This window comes from Anabaena sp. TISTR 8404 (genome assembly GCF_056847745.1).
In genome coordinates this window covers 6,510,497-6,525,348 of record NZ_CP180578.1, presented here as the reverse complement: position 1 = coordinate 6,525,348, position 14,852 = coordinate 6,510,497, and the positions used below count along the sequence as shown (strand labels likewise).

The following is a 14,852-nucleotide window of genomic DNA, read 5'->3' as shown; positions in this document are numbered from 1 at the left end:
TCGTTTATTGGTCGCGTTGCAGTCTTTTCAACTCTTCTTGCAGTTTTAGCACTTGGTCACGCAAGTCATCCACATTTTCGGTTGAGGTCTCTTTTACAGTTGGCGCTTCATCTTCCTCTAAAATTTCGATGCGACGAGGTTCAGAAGGAGTTGTTTTTTCAGTAGTGTCAGCAGGCGGTTGTGGCTGTTGAGCTTGCTTCATCATATCCTCAACAAAGCGGCGGGCTTCTTCGGTGTTCATTTCGCCCCGCGCTACCATTTCATCTGCCAGTTTTTGGACTTGCGATCGCAGTTCAGCTAATTTTCCTCCAGCTTTCTCACCTGCGTAAGAAGCTAAACCAACACCGAGGTAAAAAGCTTTTTGTACAATATCTCCAAAACCAGGCATTGCTGCTGATCGCTCCTAAAAATAGGGCGACCCGGAGTCTACGCCTACTACAAGCATCCCGTATTGCTGCTACCTTCCGGTTCTGACAAGGTTTAGGCGTTGCAGCCGCATAGATCCAGGTCTAATAAAATAATAACACTAAAAGTCTGTAAGTGTGTCCTACTCGACAACAATTTTCCATTCGTAAAGCTGGTAGTCTACACAGCCGTTTTTTACTAAGGGGTCACCAGCGATAATTGCTTGCGCTTCGTCCATAGAAGCAGCTTCAAACAGTAACATCCCTCCTCCCATCTTTGCCCAATAGCCTGTTTTGGCTTTATGGCCTTTAGCTATTAACTCCTGCACATAGGCTTTATGGGCGGGTACATATTGATCAAAGATGGTTTTCTCAACTTTACCTGCTTCTATCTTGACAAACCACGGCATTTTGCTACCAACCTCTTACTACATAACACTTATAGCAGAAGTCAAAATTCAGAATAAGCACAAACTCTCCATATACCTTTGAGTCCTCAATGGTGTACTTCATCACTTAAAATCTGCTGTATGCCATAATCTTCCCCACCAACACTACGCCTGTTTTCTATTGGTGTTGTCTCTAAGATTTTTTGACTGAGGTAAGGTTATGAGCCATATTTACGTTTCGTAACCTAGTTATTTTGATTCCCACCAATTTACCTACAATTAAAGTTTAAAGTAATTTGTTGAACTTAAAATTTATAACATTGATTTATGAATATAAATGAAATTCTCAAATCCTATGCAGCTGGCAAAAGAAACTTTCAAAAACTTAATTTGCAAGAAGCAGAATTAACAAATGCTAACCTCACAGGTGCAGATTTTAGTTATGCTGATTTGCGTCAAACAAGACTGGGTAAAACTAATCTTAGCCAAGCCTGTTTAAGAGAAGCAGACTTGAGTGAATCGATTCTTTGGGGTATAGATTTGAGTGAAGCAGACTTATATCGTGCAGTTCTGCGAGAAGCTGATTTAACAGGTGCGAAACTAGTCAAGACACGTTTAGAGGAAACTAACTTAATTAAATCAAGTTTGTGTGGTGCTAATTTACATGGTGCAAACTTATCTCGTTCGCTGTTGTTTCAAGTAGACTTACGTCCTAGTTCTAATCAGCGTACAGATTTGGGATATGCAGTTTTGAGTGGAGCAGATTTGAGTTACGCTGATTTGAGAGCCATTTCTTTGCATCACGCTAAATTAGATCAAGCCAAGTTGTGCCGAGCCAATCTGAGTAAGACAATACAGTGGGGTAACTTAGCCGCAGATTTAAGTGAGGCTAGTTTGCAAGGTGCAGATTTGAGTTATGCCAATCTCGATAGTGCAATTCTGCGAAAAGCAAATTTACTAGGTGCAGACTTAACAGGGGTAGTTCTTACAAATGTCGATTTACAAGGAGCAATCATGCCGGATGGTACAGTTCATGATTGAATGTAGGCGATCGCATTTTATTGTACGCTGAGATGCGATCGCCTGCCAAAGCTAATGTACTGTTCCTCGCAAAGCTTCAGCATCAATAGGTTTGATCAAGTAAAGCAATACTAAATTCCAAATAATGGCCACAATCAAAGGTAATTTACGCATCAGCTTCACAAATTTTAGCCCAGAACTACGCCCAATCTCTGCAATTTGTAAGTTGTAACCTGCACAGCGTTGCAAGCGACGGAAAAACTGCGGATGTTCAGTATTCAACATCACAGGAAAAGCTCGTCCAGCTGTTTCATTGGTATTCTGCACAACTTGGCGATCAAATTCCGTCGCATCTAGTCCCAATGACTTGTAAAAATTAGCCCGTTCATGAACTGTCATCGTGTGGGTAGCAAATACCGACAATAAGAAAAAGCGACTCCACAGTCTAGCTTTCCAATTGTTCCAGAGTTGCGGTTGAGAACGTAAAAGCACCTTGAATATATCTCCATGACGATTTTCGTCCTGACACCAGCTTTCAAAGTAGCGGAAGATGGGGTAAAACTGGTTTTCTGGGTGCTGTTCTAGATGTCTGTAAATAATGATGTAACGCCAATAGCCGATTTTTTCTGATAAGTAAACAGTATACAGTACCCACTCAATTGGGAAAAACGTATAGGTGCGAGTTTTAGTAACAGTGGCTAAATCTAGAGACAGTTTAAAATCACCCATTGCTTTATTGAGAAATCCGGCGTGGCGGGCTTCATCACGCGCCATGAGTTGAAATATCTCTGCTAGTAGGGGACTGCGGTTTTTCAGCTTCCGAGATAATTCCTTGAAGAGCAAGAACCCAGAAAATTCAGAAATGCAAGAGCGTTCTAAATACTCAATAAACGCCTGTCTCGCTTCACCATCAATGTTTTCCCAAGACTGCTCAAACGCTTCATCCCGAACAAAGTGGTGGCGGTTGTAGTCGGCTCGCATTTCTGCCAACATCGCCTGCAATTCTGTGTCTTGAGCAGATAAATCCAGATTGGCGGCTTTTTCAAAATCTGTTGTATAAAACCGGGGGGTAAGTACAGTTTCTTTGCTGGGGGTTTTGATTCCTGGCTTGGGTAGAGTATTAACCATGTGTAATGCGGTAATCAAGTAAATAGTTTCATAGCTATCAAGTTATGATAAATGGGATTCTTTGGCTAGACCTCTTTACAATCCTTCAGTCAAATGGGATATAACCCAGATACTGGGGGCAAGAAGGTGCAAGGACAAAGGCTTTGGCAACAAGAGTTGAGATAATTTGTTAAGTTTTGAAACTTCTCTGAATTAAATTCGATTCATAACTATAAAGTTATTGAACGAAAGTAATTACACTTACTGAAATATTCAGAGGTTGAACATGGGTCGTTATTCTGAAAACTCTCTGCAAGCATCTCCACATCACACAACATTTTTGACATCACCTACCAACACAATACCCAAAGATTCACGGCAGCGAGTGCAGCAATTCATGCAGAACTTACAGGATGAGATTTGCACAGCATTAGAGCAACTTGACGGAGAAGCACGCTTTCATCAAGATTACTGGGAGAGAGAAGAAGGCGGAGAAGGACGTACCCGCGTAATTCGAGAAGGGCGAGTGTTTGAACAAGGTGGCGTGAACTTTTCCGCAGTTTGGGGGAAAGGCTTACCGCCAGCTATTTTGGCTCAACGTCCAGAAGCGGCTGGAAAAGACTTTTTTGCCACAGGAACTTCAATGGTGCTGCATCCTCGTAATCCCTACGTTCCAACAGTACACCTTAACTATCGCTACTTTGAGGCAGGTTCTATTTGGTGGTTTGGTGGTGGGGCTGATTTAACGCCTTACTATCCCTTTGCCGAGGATGCGGTTCATTTTCATCAGACGCTAAAAAATGCCTGTGATGTTCACCATCGGGAGTATTATCCAACCTTTAAACGCTGGTGTGATGAATACTTTTATTTACAGCATCGCCAAGAACAGCGAGGTATTGGCGGCATTTTCTTTGACTATCAGGATGGTAGTGGTCAACTTTATGTCGGCACTCAAACAGATAGTCCAGCGGCAATTTACAGCCAGAAAGTAGGAAATGTAGAACGTAATTGGGAAGATATCTTCGCTTTTGTGCAGTCTTGCGGAAAAGCTTTTTTACCAGCTTACCTACCCATTGTAGAACGACGACAAGAAACAGAGTATAGCGATCGCCAGCGTCATTTTCAACTTTACCGTCGGGGTCGTTACGTCGAATTTAATTTAGTCTACGACCGAGGAACGGTGTTTGGTCTGCAAACCAAGGGACGGACAGAATCTATCCTGATGTCTCTACCACCTTTAGCACAATGGGAATATTGCTACAAACCAGAACCAGGAACACCCGAAGCCGAACTCACTGAAGTTTTTCTCCAGCCCAGAGATTGGACGAATGGGAATACAGAACAAAATTCTAAACAAATCAAAGAATTGGATTACAGTATTTAGCTCAATAAAATAAGCACTTTGATTTTGGGCGTTGCTGATTGACAATATGAATTTTGTTTCGCGCAAAGACGCAAAGGAGCGTTGTTTAATCACGTCGGAAATTTCAATTCATACTCTGATTCAGCAACGCCAGATTTTGAGATTGATAACTGTCTTGTGGTTGTTGAGGAGTATTTGTGAGATTTAAACCAATAAAATCTTGGATAGAGAACTCCCAGTCTTTGCGGCTTGATTGGGTAGCAGTAGGATTTTTCACTACTATTCATGTACTAGCATTGCTATCTCCTTGGTTTTTTTCTTGGAGTGCATTGGGTGTAGCTTTGTTTTTGCACTGGCTATTTGGCAGTATTGGAGTTTGTTTAGGCTATCATCGGCTACTAAGTCACCGCAGCTTTAAAGTACCACGCTGGTTAGAGTATGCGATCGCAATTTTGGGTGCGCTATCTTTACAAGGAGGCCCAATCTTCTGGGTGGCTGGACATCGTTTGCATCATGCTTACACAGAAGATGAATACAAAGATCCCTACTCTGCCCGCAGAGGTTTTTGGTGGAGTCATATGCTGTGGATTTTTTATCCCTCTCCAGAATTCTTTGAATATGAGCGCTATCAGAAATTTGCTCCCGACTTAGCGCGAGATCCCTTTTACAGTTGGCTCAATCGCTACTTTTTATCACTGCAAATTCCCTTTGCATTGTTGCTTTATACACTAAGCGGTTGGTCATTTGTGATCTATGGTGTGTTTTTGAGATGTGTGATTCTTTGGCATACAACTTGGTTGATTAACTCAGTCACACATTTGTGGGGATACCGCAGTTTTGCCTGTAATGATAATTCTCGTAATCTCTGGTGGGCAGCTATTCTTACTTATGGCGAGGGTTGGCATAATAATCACCATGCCTACCCTCATGTAGCTAAGTGTGGATGGCGCTGGTGGGAAATTGACATGACTTGGTGGGCAATTGAATTATTGAAAATACTCGGTTTGGCAAAAGATGTGAACCTGCCACCTGCTCAAGTAATAGTGAACAGACACACGAAGAATCGCTAAAATCTAGGACTCAAACAGATTCTCTTTCGAGTGCATAAACTCGAAGGAGAATCAATTCAATATTGGTTTTCCTTATTGCTCATTACTATCTTGAGCCACCCATAAAGGCAGGGCAAACGCATCTAAATATTGATGCACAGAACGAAAGAAGAGGCTTGGAAGTACAACCGTAAGCCATCAGTAACAATAAGAACTGATCGGTTGAGAAGAGAGTAGGGATACAGAACATAAACTCGGTATGGTATTGTCAAAAAGTATCCTCAAGAAAAAAAGCACGCTACACTGACGTTTGGATGAAGCTCAAGCCCAAAATCACAATAGCTGACCATTTTGCACAGATGTCAGATCCAAGAGTAGACCGCACAAGATTACATAAGCTAATTGATATTTTGACAATTGCGATTTGTGCAGTAATCTGTGGAGCAGATAGTTGGGTGGCAATAGAATTGTATGGCTGCACAAAGTATGAGTGGTTAAAAACATTTTTGGAGTTACCAAACGGAATACCATCACACGATACATTTGCAAGAGTGTTTGCACAATTGAATCCACAGCAATTTCAGTCATGTTTCTTAAACTGGATAAAATCAACTCAGAAGATAACAAATGGTGAAGTTGTAGCAATTGACGGTAAAACTTTATGTGGTTCTTATGATAAAAGTAGTGGTCAGAGTGCGATTCAAATGGTAAGTGCATGGGCAACTACGAATAAATTAGTGTTGGGACAGGTAAAAGTAAACGAAGCATCTAATGAAATTACAGCTATCCCAGAACTACTGAATGTTTTAGAGTTGAATGGTTGTATCGTGACAATTGATGCAATCGGTTGCCAAAAAGAAATTGTGAAGTTAATTACGCAACAAAACGCAGATTATGTAATCACCTTAAAAAAGAATCAGGGTAATCTATATGAGTTAGTAGAAGAACTATTAAGAACAGGAATAAGCACAGGGTTTGAAGGGCTTCACCATAGCACATATAAAACAGAAGAAACGGGGCATGGTCGTGATGAAATCCGCAATTATGTGATGTTATCTGGAATTGAATCTCAGCTTGACCCAGATTCAGTTTGGTCAAACTTAAAAAGTGTTGGGATGGTAGAGTCTGTTCGACAAATAGATGGTAAAACAACAGTGGAGACTCGTTATTATATTAGCAGTCTTGAGAATGATGCGAAAAAATTTGCTAATTGTGTTCGCAGTCATTGGGGCATAGAAAATTCGTTACATTGGGTATTAGATGTAGCTTTAAAAGAAGATGACTGCCGGATTAGGAAAGATAATGCTCCACAAAATTTTGCAGTGATGCGGCAGATAGCAGTAAATCTTTTAGGTAAAGAGAAACGTGTGAAGCGGGGAATCAAAAATAAACAGTTTTTGGCAGCAATGGATAATAACTATTTAGAAAGAGTTTTAGCTTTAGCGTAAACTAGCTTGTCAATAATTTGGTTAAGATTGTTGCTTATTTTTAAGGGTAAGCTTACTTATTTATAGCTGAATAGTTAGCTAATTTATCTTTAAACAAGAGTTATTTCATTAGCGATAAGCTAATTTACTTGTTAGCAAAAAAATCGATTTGTTCTATTTATATTTTGGTCAAGTTTTGCACTTATGAAAATGATTTTGAAATCCTTATTAGTTTTTGTTAGGAAATAAGGTGCGTTTTCCCTGCCCATAAAGGAATAGCCAATCCCAAACCCCCCAATAATATCCAGACATCTCCTAAAAGATGACCTCGGTGGATTTGCGTGTGTAACGCATGAAATAACATAACACTTCCATGAGTCATACTAGACCAAACAACAAACCACAAAAAACTGGCATTCTTGAGAGGATCTTTAATTGACAGAACACTGAAAATCCCGATCGCTATGTAGATGCTAACAATCATCTGCTCATAAATTTCATTATGAGGTTTCCATTTCCAGCCATTAAAGGGGTCTAAGAAAACTAGAATTGGTATCCCCAATAATCCCATAAATGCCCAGCTAACAATAGCGGCTTGCAATACTTTTTGTTGTCCACTCATAATTCTCTACGTTTTATGCAGTTAAATTATAAAAAATGCTTAAATTTTTTGCCAAATAAAGCATAGTATACTTTGCATCCAATTGGATTCAAAAAAATAATTTTAATTAAGATTAATTTCGTAAATATAGATAAATCAAATATGCCAAACTTGCAAAAAAGAGATTAAGTAAAAAACGACTGAGTATAAACTGCAAAATACGCGGATAAAAAAGCTGCTGCCAACTCAAAGGGCTGAGAATTCTGGCTAAAAGAAACATTCCAAAAATAGAATTGCCACCTAAAATAAGTGCAAATAATACTAAGCCTCTTTGCCAATAACGATGCTGGGGTGTTTGACCAGAAATTAAATTAATTGGATGTTTTCTTTGCACTTTGCGCAGTAATTGTTCCAGTCGCCAAAACATCCACAAAAAAAAGGGAAATAAACTATAGCTAAGGAAGTTTACTGGGGCTGGATAACGCCAAGCAATAGATAAAAGATTCACCAAAGCATGACAGATAATAGAATTGATAAAAGCTATAAAAATCAATTTTCTGTCTCGAAGTAATCGTATAGTCGAGGCCAGATAAATTCCCAAAGCATAACCCCAAGGCGCAGAAAACAAAGCATGAACTGGCGTACCGATACTACGCTCAAGAAAGGATGCTGTACCGTGGTAAAAGTAAATCCAGTTTTCTTCAGCAGTAAATCCTAAAGCCACAGCGATAGTGAACAGCAAAATGCTACTTGCACGTAGTCGATACCTGCGTTGGAGGTAAATTGTTGGAAGAATAACTGCGATTAACTTGCAGCCTTCTTCGATTGGGCCAATTTCTACAAGTTGGCGTAAGGCTACACCAAAAAGCGATCGCCCAATTTGCTGCCAATTTACAATCGAGTTAAATGCAATTTCAAATGCCCATTCTAAAGCGAGGGCCAGACCACCAGAAATTGCTCCGGCAATAAAAAATAACAGTAAGCGCGGTAAAGCCGGAGCAAAAGTGACACGGTAATAGTAATAACCCAAAAATAACAGTGGAGGAATTGCTGCCCACAGCAGTAAAGCTAAATTATCCACGCACCTGTGCAATTACAGTCCGGTGACGGGGGCTATTGCTAGTGATAGTGGGAGTTTGGAAACCTGCTTCCACTAATGCTTGCTCAATATCCAAAGCAAAGTACTCGTCTAAATATGGTTCAGTACTCTTGAGCAGTGTCAAAATGTAGGGAGGCATTTTCTTGTAAATTTCCGATTTAGGATTCATGTCCATGATTGCCAAGTGACCACCTGGACGCAACAACCGCCGTGCTTCCGCAAAAATTTGGCGGGTTGGGACTTGGGGTAATTCGTGGCAGATGAGGAACATGGAAACCAAATCAAATGATGCATCTGGTAGCCCTGTCGATTCTGCTGCGGCATGAAGCCAATTGATATTAGCTTGACGCTGCTGGGTGCGGTAGTTAGCAACAGCCAAGAAATAGGGAGATAAATCTAAGCCTGTGATTTTGGCTTGGGGATAAACTTGCTGCAAGGCAAAGGTACTTAATCCCACACTACATCCGACATCAAGAATGTCTCGTGGTTCTTGAGATAGAAAGGGTTTGAGAATATCATGATAACTTTTGCGGAGTTGGCGATCGCCTTCGGCCTCAGCACCAGGCCAAATCTTAGCGTGAACAGCATGGGCAGCAGGTTCTACTTCAAACGCCGCCAACCAGCTAAGATTGCCATTGTCGTAGGCATGAAATGAGGTAGTGTAATAATCTGGGTAGGTAAGCTGAGGATTTTGTACTTGAGCTAAATCTGCTGACCAATCACGCTCTTGTAGTTTCTCTACTGTTTTTGTCCAAGGCACACCAATTTTTTCAGCGCGTTTAATCATCATTTGCCGGGCTTGGTGCTTGGCGAGGTTGGCTAACGGCTTGATTGCCAGAATTCCATTTACCAAGTGAACAGCCAAGTTAGGAGAGTTTTGTACAGCAGCGGTCATAAGTTGATTTGCATTTAACAGCCTTTTTTACTTATGACATAATTTTTGCAAGCGAGTCTAGCAATAGATTAAGTTGCGTGAAGATTTAGTCAGCCGTCTCAAAAGGGTACTTAGAATTCAGAATCATTTTTTGAAGTTCGCCAAGAGGTTGCAGAAGGCAGAATCAAATACGGTTCTGTGAAGGATTTTCTAGCGGAGTTGGATGCTTGAGAGAAATTGCCTGGAGTCCAAAATCCCTGCGTGCTTTTAAGCGCATGGTGCGTCAAAATCCTCAGTTACGCTTTCTGATTGAAGAAACTCTAGCTATGTTTAATTTTCTTAAATTGTAGTGCGATCGCCCGGAATTTATTTAGCGTAGCGGCTTTATTTCCAAAGAGAATCATTGAACTAGATGAGAAAGAAAGCGATCTTATATGAGATATGAGAGATTGAGTATGAAAAAACTCTTTCTCAATCCCTCATACTCAATCTCTATTTTTTACTCGGTTTCAAAGCCAACAACATTTCTAATTGACTAGTAGATTTGTCGGGGCTAGTTGCAGTTGCAGCAAAACCACGAATAGAACTTAAAAGAGCATTAGCATCTGGGGGAATCGGTCTACCTTGGGCTGCAAAACGATTAACTAAAGATACAGTTTTATCCATATCTAAATAGAAGTAGCCGCCGTTAGGCTGTTGTAATGAACCTGTGACAGCTTTAAAGGTGTCGCTTTGATCAAGAGATGGAGACTTAGATGCTGCTAACGCATCAGCCACAGGGCCACCAACTGCCAAAAAGACGGTATCTTGATCTAACCATCCGTGAGATAATAATGCGCCTTGTTGGGGTATTTGCCATTCAGTAACATCTTTACCGCCAATATTTCTTTTAGCAATGTTAATTCTTTGGGCTTTGGCTAGGTTATCAAGTTTAGTAAAGGTGGCTTCGGCGGTTTTGCGATCGCTTGTATCAAAAACAAATGCACCGCCAAAACCCACACTCGCCAACACGCCTTGATTAGATGGAATTGCACCAACGCCAAATTCCCCATCCATCCAGCCAAAAATTTCTTTATCTAAATCAATATCGACGAATTTTAACTGTCCGCGTACTTGTTGCAGTGTTTGCTGAACTTCGGGATAGTCTTTTGACTGTTCTACTAGTGTTTGCCAGCCGCGACTGATACCATTACCACTGATCAGCGCGAAGGTTTCGCTAGGAAATTGCGCCAATATTTTAGCTGGTGTATTTTGATACTGAAATTTGTTTAATTGCGGATCTAAGTTAGCGATCGCTTTGACTCGCACTCCCACATCATCCACACCAACACCAGCCACCATTGATTTTACCTGTTTCAACTGTGACAAGGTTTGTGGTGGTAATGTTTTGCCCTGGGGACTAGCTGCTGCTAATTGCTGTACCATACCTGCGTAGTCTGGTACGTAAATTTGCGCCAAGGTGTTTTGCAGATTTACACTCTTGCTGAGAAGATTATTAGCGTCTTCTTTACTCACAAAAGAAGCTTGACCTTTATAAGTATCAATTGCTTTTTCGACAGATTGTTTTTCTGGAGCTAATAGCAAATAACTATTATTTACAACTAAACTATATGTCGGTTTACCATTTTCGATAGTTTCTGTAATCTTTTCACCTTTATAGTCAATTTCTTGACTTTTTACACCTTTTTGATTTTTCAATTTATTTGCAAAATTTAAAGCGCTAAGTTTATCTTTGATCCCTACCACCATAAGAATACTTGTTTCTTGCTGTAATGTCGGTGAGGGATTTTCTTTATTAGCAGGAGATTGTAACTGAGCAGGTTTAACTTTGTTTGGTGGTAATACTGCAATCATTACACCACCAATCCAAGGCTTGATATCTTTTTCATAAGAGATCTCACTGCCTTTAAACATATCTTTGTTAAGGTCTTCTAGACTTTTTGTGAGTAACTTTTGAGCTTCTGGTGTGCCGAACTGCTGCAATTTTGCCCAAGCTTGTGCATCAGTAGAGACATAAGTAGCCATCAATGCTGATGCAGGCACTAATTTAGCACTACCTACAGCCCCAGAAATATCTCCAGCAGGCCCCTTTAAAAAATAAGTATATACCGCTACACCTCCTGCCACAGCTACAGCTGCACCAATAGCAGGAACTAAAAACTTTGACTTACGTTCAGGCATTGTTACTGTCCTCATTTTCCTCAGATTTTTACCGAGGTTAGTAAAAACGTCATTGTTGAGTTCTCGGATTTATCCATTAACTTCACTATTTCTTCGGTTGTCGCTGTTAAACTGAGTAAATCTACACACAAGCAGCAAAAAGAACTCCAAAGAAATACTTCAATGTGATGAAAGCAAAATCCGTAAATGCTAGGTTATTCATCTTGAGAGATAGCTTGTAGGAAAGAGGCAAGCTATCCTAAGCTAATAAGAAAATTTGCAGAGTATTTGTACTCAATGACAATTCCTCAAAAATATCTACACACCCTACGGAAGGTTCATGAGAATCTACCAAAAAATTGCAAAAATTGCATATTACCTATCCGCTTTTTGGATTTCCAAACACAACCAATAGTGTTAATCTCGTAAACTTACTCAGATTTTTTAGGATTAAAAGGTCAGTCAGCATCAATGACACATTCCTATTTTGATACAGATAATAACGGACACAAATCTTTTGAGTTACCAGGAGCTAGACCACACTATAATCCAGATCGCCCTGGACAAGTAGAGCATATTTTTCTCGACTTGCATTTAGATATCCCCAAGCAAAGTTATCACGGTAATTGCAGTATTCGCCTGTTACCAATTCGCAGCGGGATTGACCGTTTGACCCTGGATGCAGTCAATTTAAATATCCAGTCTGTGCAAGTAGATGAGGTGGCGCAAACGTTTGACTATGATGGCGAACAGCTTTCTATCAAGCTTTCTCAACCCACAGAAATTGGTAAAAGGATATTGATTGCGATCGCCTACGCAGCAGAAAAACCCCAACGCGGTATATACTTTATCCAACCAGACAAACACTATCCCCACAAACCAACCCAAGTCTGGACTCAAGGAGAAGACGAAGACTCCCGCTTTTGGTTTCCCTGCTTTGACTATCCTGGACAACTCTCGACATCAGAAATTCGCGTCCGAGTTCCCAAACCATTAGTAGCCATTTCCAACGGCGAATTAATTGACACTACTGAAGAAGGTTCTGACAAAATCTATCATTGGTCACAGCAGCAAGTTCATCCCACTTACTTGATGACTCTGGCTGTCGGTGACTTTGCCGAAATACGAGATGAATGGAAAAGTAAACCCGTTACCTACTACGTAGAAAAAGGCCGGGAAGCAGATGCTAAACGCAGCATGGGCAAAACTCCCCGCATGATTGAATTTTTGAGCGAAAAGTATGGTTATCCATATCCTTTTCCCAAATATGCCCAAGTTTGCGTTGATGACTTTATCTTTGGTGGGATGGAAAATACTTCCACCACCTTATTAACAGACCGTTGTCTTTTAGATGACCGCGCCGCTTACGATAACCGCAACACCGAAAGTTTAGTTGTTCACGAACTGGCGCATCAGTGGTTTGGCGATTTGCTAGTGATTAAGCACTGGTCTCATGCTTGGATTAAAGAAGGTATGGCTTCTTATTCAGAAGTCATGTGGACAGAACATGAATATAGTGCCGAAGAAGCTGCATATTATCGTTTATTAGAAGCGCGGAGTTATTTAAGCGAGGATAGTAGCCGCTATCGCAGACCAATGGTAACTCATGTTTACCGCGAAGCCATTGAACTTTATGACCGTCACATCTACGAAAAAGGGTCTTGTGTTTATCACATGATTCGGGCGGAATTAGGAGAAGAATTATTTTGGCAAGCCATTCAAACATTTGTGCAAGATAATGCTCATAAAACTGTCGAAACAGTAGACTTACTCCGCGCCATTGATAAAGCAACCGGACGCAATTTGGCGTTTTTATTCGACCAATACGTTTATCGTGGCGGTCATCCTGATTTTAAAGTGGCTTACTCTTGGGATGGTGATGCAAATTTAGCCAAGGTCACAGTTACCCAAACCCAAGCTGATAAAAATAGCAGTAAAAATCTATTTGACCTAAAAATCCCCATCGGTTTCGGCTTTGTACAGAAGGGAGAACCTGCAAAGCTGACAACTTTTACAGTCCGAGTACATGAACACGAACAAAGCTTCTACTTCCCACTGTCAGCCAAGCCTGATTTTATTAGCTTTGATGTTGGAAATCATTTCTTGAAAACGGTCACTTTGGAATATCCCGTTCCAGAATTAAAAGCACAGTTAGAATTTGACCCTGACCCACTTTCCCGCATTTATGCAGCGGGTGCTTTAGCGAAAAAAGGTGGTTTAGAAGCGACCAAAGCCCTATCAGCTTCACTGGAAAAAGAACCATTTTGGGGTGTGCGGGTAGAAGTAGCGAAACAACTAGCAGAAGTCAAATTAGATCAAGCTTTTGATGGGTTAGTTGCAGGGTTAAAAGATAAAAATCCTTATGTGCGCCGTGCTGTAGTGACTGCATTGGCGACAATCAAAACCTATGACAGCTATAAGGCTGTGAAAGAGGTCGTTCAAGAAGGCGATCGCAGTTATTATGTAGAAGCCGCCGCCGCCCGTGCAATTGGAGCGATCACAACTGCTAATCTAGATGACAAGCCCAAGGAAGAAAAAGTCATCAAGCTGCTAAAGTCGGTTTTAGAAGAAAAAGCAGGCTGGAATGAAGTCGTCCGTAGTGGTGCTGTTGCTGGTTTAGCTGAACTCAAAACCTCAGAAGCAGCTTTAAATTTACTCCTGGAATACACCAAACCTGGAGTTCCCCAAGCATTACGTTTAGCAGCAATCCGGGCTTTAGGTAAAATTTCCGTTGGTCAAACACCAGTGAATCTAGAACGGATTTTAGACAGATTAGCAGAACTCACCAAAGAAACCTTCTTCTTAACCCAAATGGCGGTAGTTGCAGCCTTGGGACAAATGGAAACACCAAAAGCGATTGGAATTTTGCGATCGCTTTCCGACCAAACCCCAGATGGCCGGGTACGCCGCTATGCTGACGAAGAAATTGCCAATGTCCAAAAGCATATCGGCCCAGAAACCGCCCTGCGTCAGTTACGCGAAGAACTTGACCAACTCAAAAAACAAAACCAAGAACTCAAAAGTCGCTTAGAAGATTTGGAGGCGAAATCTAAAAAATCGGATTCATAGTGTTAATGCACTAATTTAATCCTTTTATTCCAGTAGCGTGCGTGAATAAAATTTCACGCACCTTTTTAATATTAAGAGCTTGGTTCCTCGTCAGATAGAATGATTGATGAGTACAAATACTGACGAGAACCACTAGTAGGGTAGTGCGATCGCTTGAGTTTTTAGACAAGTCGCTTAAATGAGAAGCACCGCATTATGCATAAAGTATCGCTTGAAAAAAGTCTTCTTAACAAATTTTTAACTATTACCAGGTTGTTTTTTGCCTTATTTACGGGGATTTTTTGTACTTT

12 protein-coding genes and 1 other RNA gene are annotated in these 14,852 nt (G+C 40.8%); 5 read left to right on the top strand and 8 right to left on the bottom strand.

Translation table 11 applies throughout. The annotated features are described in order from the left end of the window. Positions 1 to 4 precede the first annotated feature (4 nt). The 3 genes from ACMX3D_RS28135 to ACMX3D_RS28125 all read right to left on the bottom strand — a co-directional run bounded on the left by ACMX3D_RS28135 (position 5) and on the right by ACMX3D_RS28125 (position 814). Positions 5 to 388 carry a phasin family protein gene (locus tag ACMX3D_RS28135; RefSeq protein WP_482749058.1) on the bottom strand — a complete coding sequence of 128 codons (384 nt, stop codon included), beginning with the start codon at positions 386 to 388 and terminating at the stop codon, positions 5 to 7. 25 nt (positions 389 to 413) lie between these two features. After that, positions 414 to 510, bottom strand: an RNA gene (ffs, locus tag ACMX3D_RS28130) — signal recognition particle sRNA small type. A gap of 37 nt (positions 511 to 547) precedes the next feature. Continuing rightward, on the bottom strand, positions 548 to 814 hold the full coding sequence (locus ACMX3D_RS28125; RefSeq protein ID WP_482749057.1) for a YciI family protein: 267 nt from the start codon (positions 812 to 814) through the stop codon (positions 548 to 550). 306 nt (positions 815 to 1,120) lie between these two features. On the opposite strand from ACMX3D_RS28125, the gene hetL reads away from it, so the two are divergent. Further along, the gene (gene hetL, locus ACMX3D_RS28120; RefSeq protein WP_482749056.1) at positions 1,121 to 1,834 is read left to right on the top strand and encodes a heterocyst differentiation pentapeptide repeat protein HetL; all 714 of its coding nucleotides are present in this window, start codon (positions 1,121 to 1,123) and stop codon (positions 1,832 to 1,834) included. 51 nt (positions 1,835 to 1,885) lie between these two features. Here hetL and acsF read toward each other — a convergent pair whose 3' ends face one another. Then, positions 1,886 to 2,941, bottom strand: a complete 1,056-nt coding sequence (gene acsF / locus ACMX3D_RS28115; RefSeq protein ID WP_482749055.1) for a magnesium-protoporphyrin IX monomethyl ester (oxidative) cyclase — start codon at positions 2,939 to 2,941, stop codon at positions 1,886 to 1,888. A 265-nt stretch (positions 2,942 to 3,206) separates the two neighbouring features. Here acsF and hemF point away from each other — a divergent pair, with 265 nt between their 5' ends. From hemF to ACMX3D_RS28100, 3 genes are all read left to right on the top strand, one after another. Beyond that, positions 3,207 to 4,304 (top strand): oxygen-dependent coproporphyrinogen oxidase, encoded by a 1,098-nt coding sequence (gene hemF / locus ACMX3D_RS28110; RefSeq protein ID WP_482749054.1) that lies wholly within the window; start codon positions 3,207 to 3,209, stop codon positions 4,302 to 4,304. Between the two features lie 176 nt (positions 4,305 to 4,480). After that, positions 4,481 to 5,353 carry an acyl-CoA desaturase gene (locus tag ACMX3D_RS28105; protein ID WP_482749053.1) on the top strand — a complete coding sequence of 291 codons (873 nt, stop codon included), beginning with the start codon at positions 4,481 to 4,483 and terminating at the stop codon, positions 5,351 to 5,353. Positions 5,354 to 5,646: 293 nt separating this feature from the next. Then, positions 5,647 to 6,780 carry an ISAs1 family transposase gene (locus ACMX3D_RS28100; RefSeq protein ID WP_482747696.1) on the top strand — a complete coding sequence of 378 codons (1,134 nt, stop codon included), beginning with the start codon at positions 5,647 to 5,649 and terminating at the stop codon, positions 6,778 to 6,780. 217 nt (positions 6,781 to 6,997) lie between these two features. On the opposite strand, the gene ACMX3D_RS28095 is transcribed toward ACMX3D_RS28100, so the two are convergent. The 4 genes from ACMX3D_RS28095 to ACMX3D_RS28080 all read right to left on the bottom strand — a co-directional run bounded on the left by ACMX3D_RS28095 (position 6,998) and on the right by ACMX3D_RS28080 (position 11,514). Continuing rightward, on the bottom strand, positions 6,998 to 7,381 hold the full coding sequence (locus ACMX3D_RS28095; RefSeq protein WP_482749052.1) for a DUF6632 domain-containing protein: 384 nt from the start codon (positions 7,379 to 7,381) through the stop codon (positions 6,998 to 7,000). A gap of 112 nt (positions 7,382 to 7,493) precedes the next feature. Then, a complete protein-coding gene (locus ACMX3D_RS28090; protein ID WP_482749051.1) occupies positions 7,494 to 8,441 on the bottom strand; it encodes a PrsW family intramembrane metalloprotease in 948 nt (315 codons plus the stop codon). After that, a complete protein-coding gene (locus ACMX3D_RS28085) occupies positions 8,434 to 9,354 on the bottom strand; it encodes a class I SAM-dependent methyltransferase (protein WP_482749050.1) in 921 nt (306 codons plus the stop codon). Before ACMX3D_RS28085 ends, ACMX3D_RS28090 begins: the two co-directional genes overlap by 8 nt. 471 nt (positions 9,355 to 9,825) lie before the next feature. Then, positions 9,826 to 11,514, bottom strand: a complete 1,689-nt coding sequence (locus ACMX3D_RS28080) for a DUF3352 domain-containing protein (RefSeq protein WP_482749049.1) — start codon at positions 11,512 to 11,514, stop codon at positions 9,826 to 9,828. Between the two features lie 450 nt (positions 11,515 to 11,964). Between ACMX3D_RS28080 and ACMX3D_RS28075 the strand changes: the two genes are divergently transcribed. Continuing rightward, entirely contained in the window at positions 11,965 to 14,562 is a 2,598-nt protein-coding gene (locus ACMX3D_RS28075) for a M1 family aminopeptidase (protein ID WP_482749048.1), read from the top strand. Positions 14,563 to 14,852 lie beyond the last annotated feature (290 nt).

What these genes read in the sequence shown, in the direction of transcription:
- ACMX3D_RS28135 (WP_482749058.1), bottom strand. Translation starts at nt 388, where the DNA reads ATGCCTGGTTTTGGAGATATTGTACAAAAAGCTTTTTACCTCGGTGTT.
- ACMX3D_RS28125 (WP_482749057.1), bottom strand. Translation starts at nt 814, where the DNA reads ATGCCGTGGTTTGTCAAGATAGAAGCAGGTAAAGTTGAGAAAACCATC.
- hetL (WP_482749056.1), top strand. Translation starts at nt 1,121, where the DNA reads ATGAATATAAATGAAATTCTCAAATCCTATGCAGCTGGCAAAAGAAAC.
- acsF (WP_482749055.1), bottom strand. Translation starts at nt 2,941, where the DNA reads ATGGTTAATACTCTACCCAAGCCAGGAATCAAAACCCCCAGCAAAGAA.
- hemF (WP_482749054.1), top strand. Translation starts at nt 3,207, where the DNA reads ATGGGTCGTTATTCTGAAAACTCTCTGCAAGCATCTCCACATCACACA.
- ACMX3D_RS28100 (WP_482747696.1), top strand. Translation starts at nt 5,647, where the DNA reads ATGAAGCTCAAGCCCAAAATCACAATAGCTGACCATTTTGCACAGATG.
- ACMX3D_RS28095 (WP_482749052.1), bottom strand. Translation starts at nt 7,381, where the DNA reads ATGAGTGGACAACAAAAAGTATTGCAAGCCGCTATTGTTAGCTGGGCA.
- ACMX3D_RS28085 (WP_482749050.1), bottom strand. Translation starts at nt 9,354, where the DNA reads ATGACCGCTGCTGTACAAAACTCTCCTAACTTGGCTGTTCACTTGGTA.
- ACMX3D_RS28080 (WP_482749049.1), bottom strand. Translation starts at nt 11,514, where the DNA reads ATGCCTGAACGTAAGTCAAAGTTTTTAGTTCCTGCTATTGGTGCAGCT.
- ACMX3D_RS28075 (WP_482749048.1), top strand. Translation starts at nt 11,965, where the DNA reads ATGACACATTCCTATTTTGATACAGATAATAACGGACACAAATCTTTT.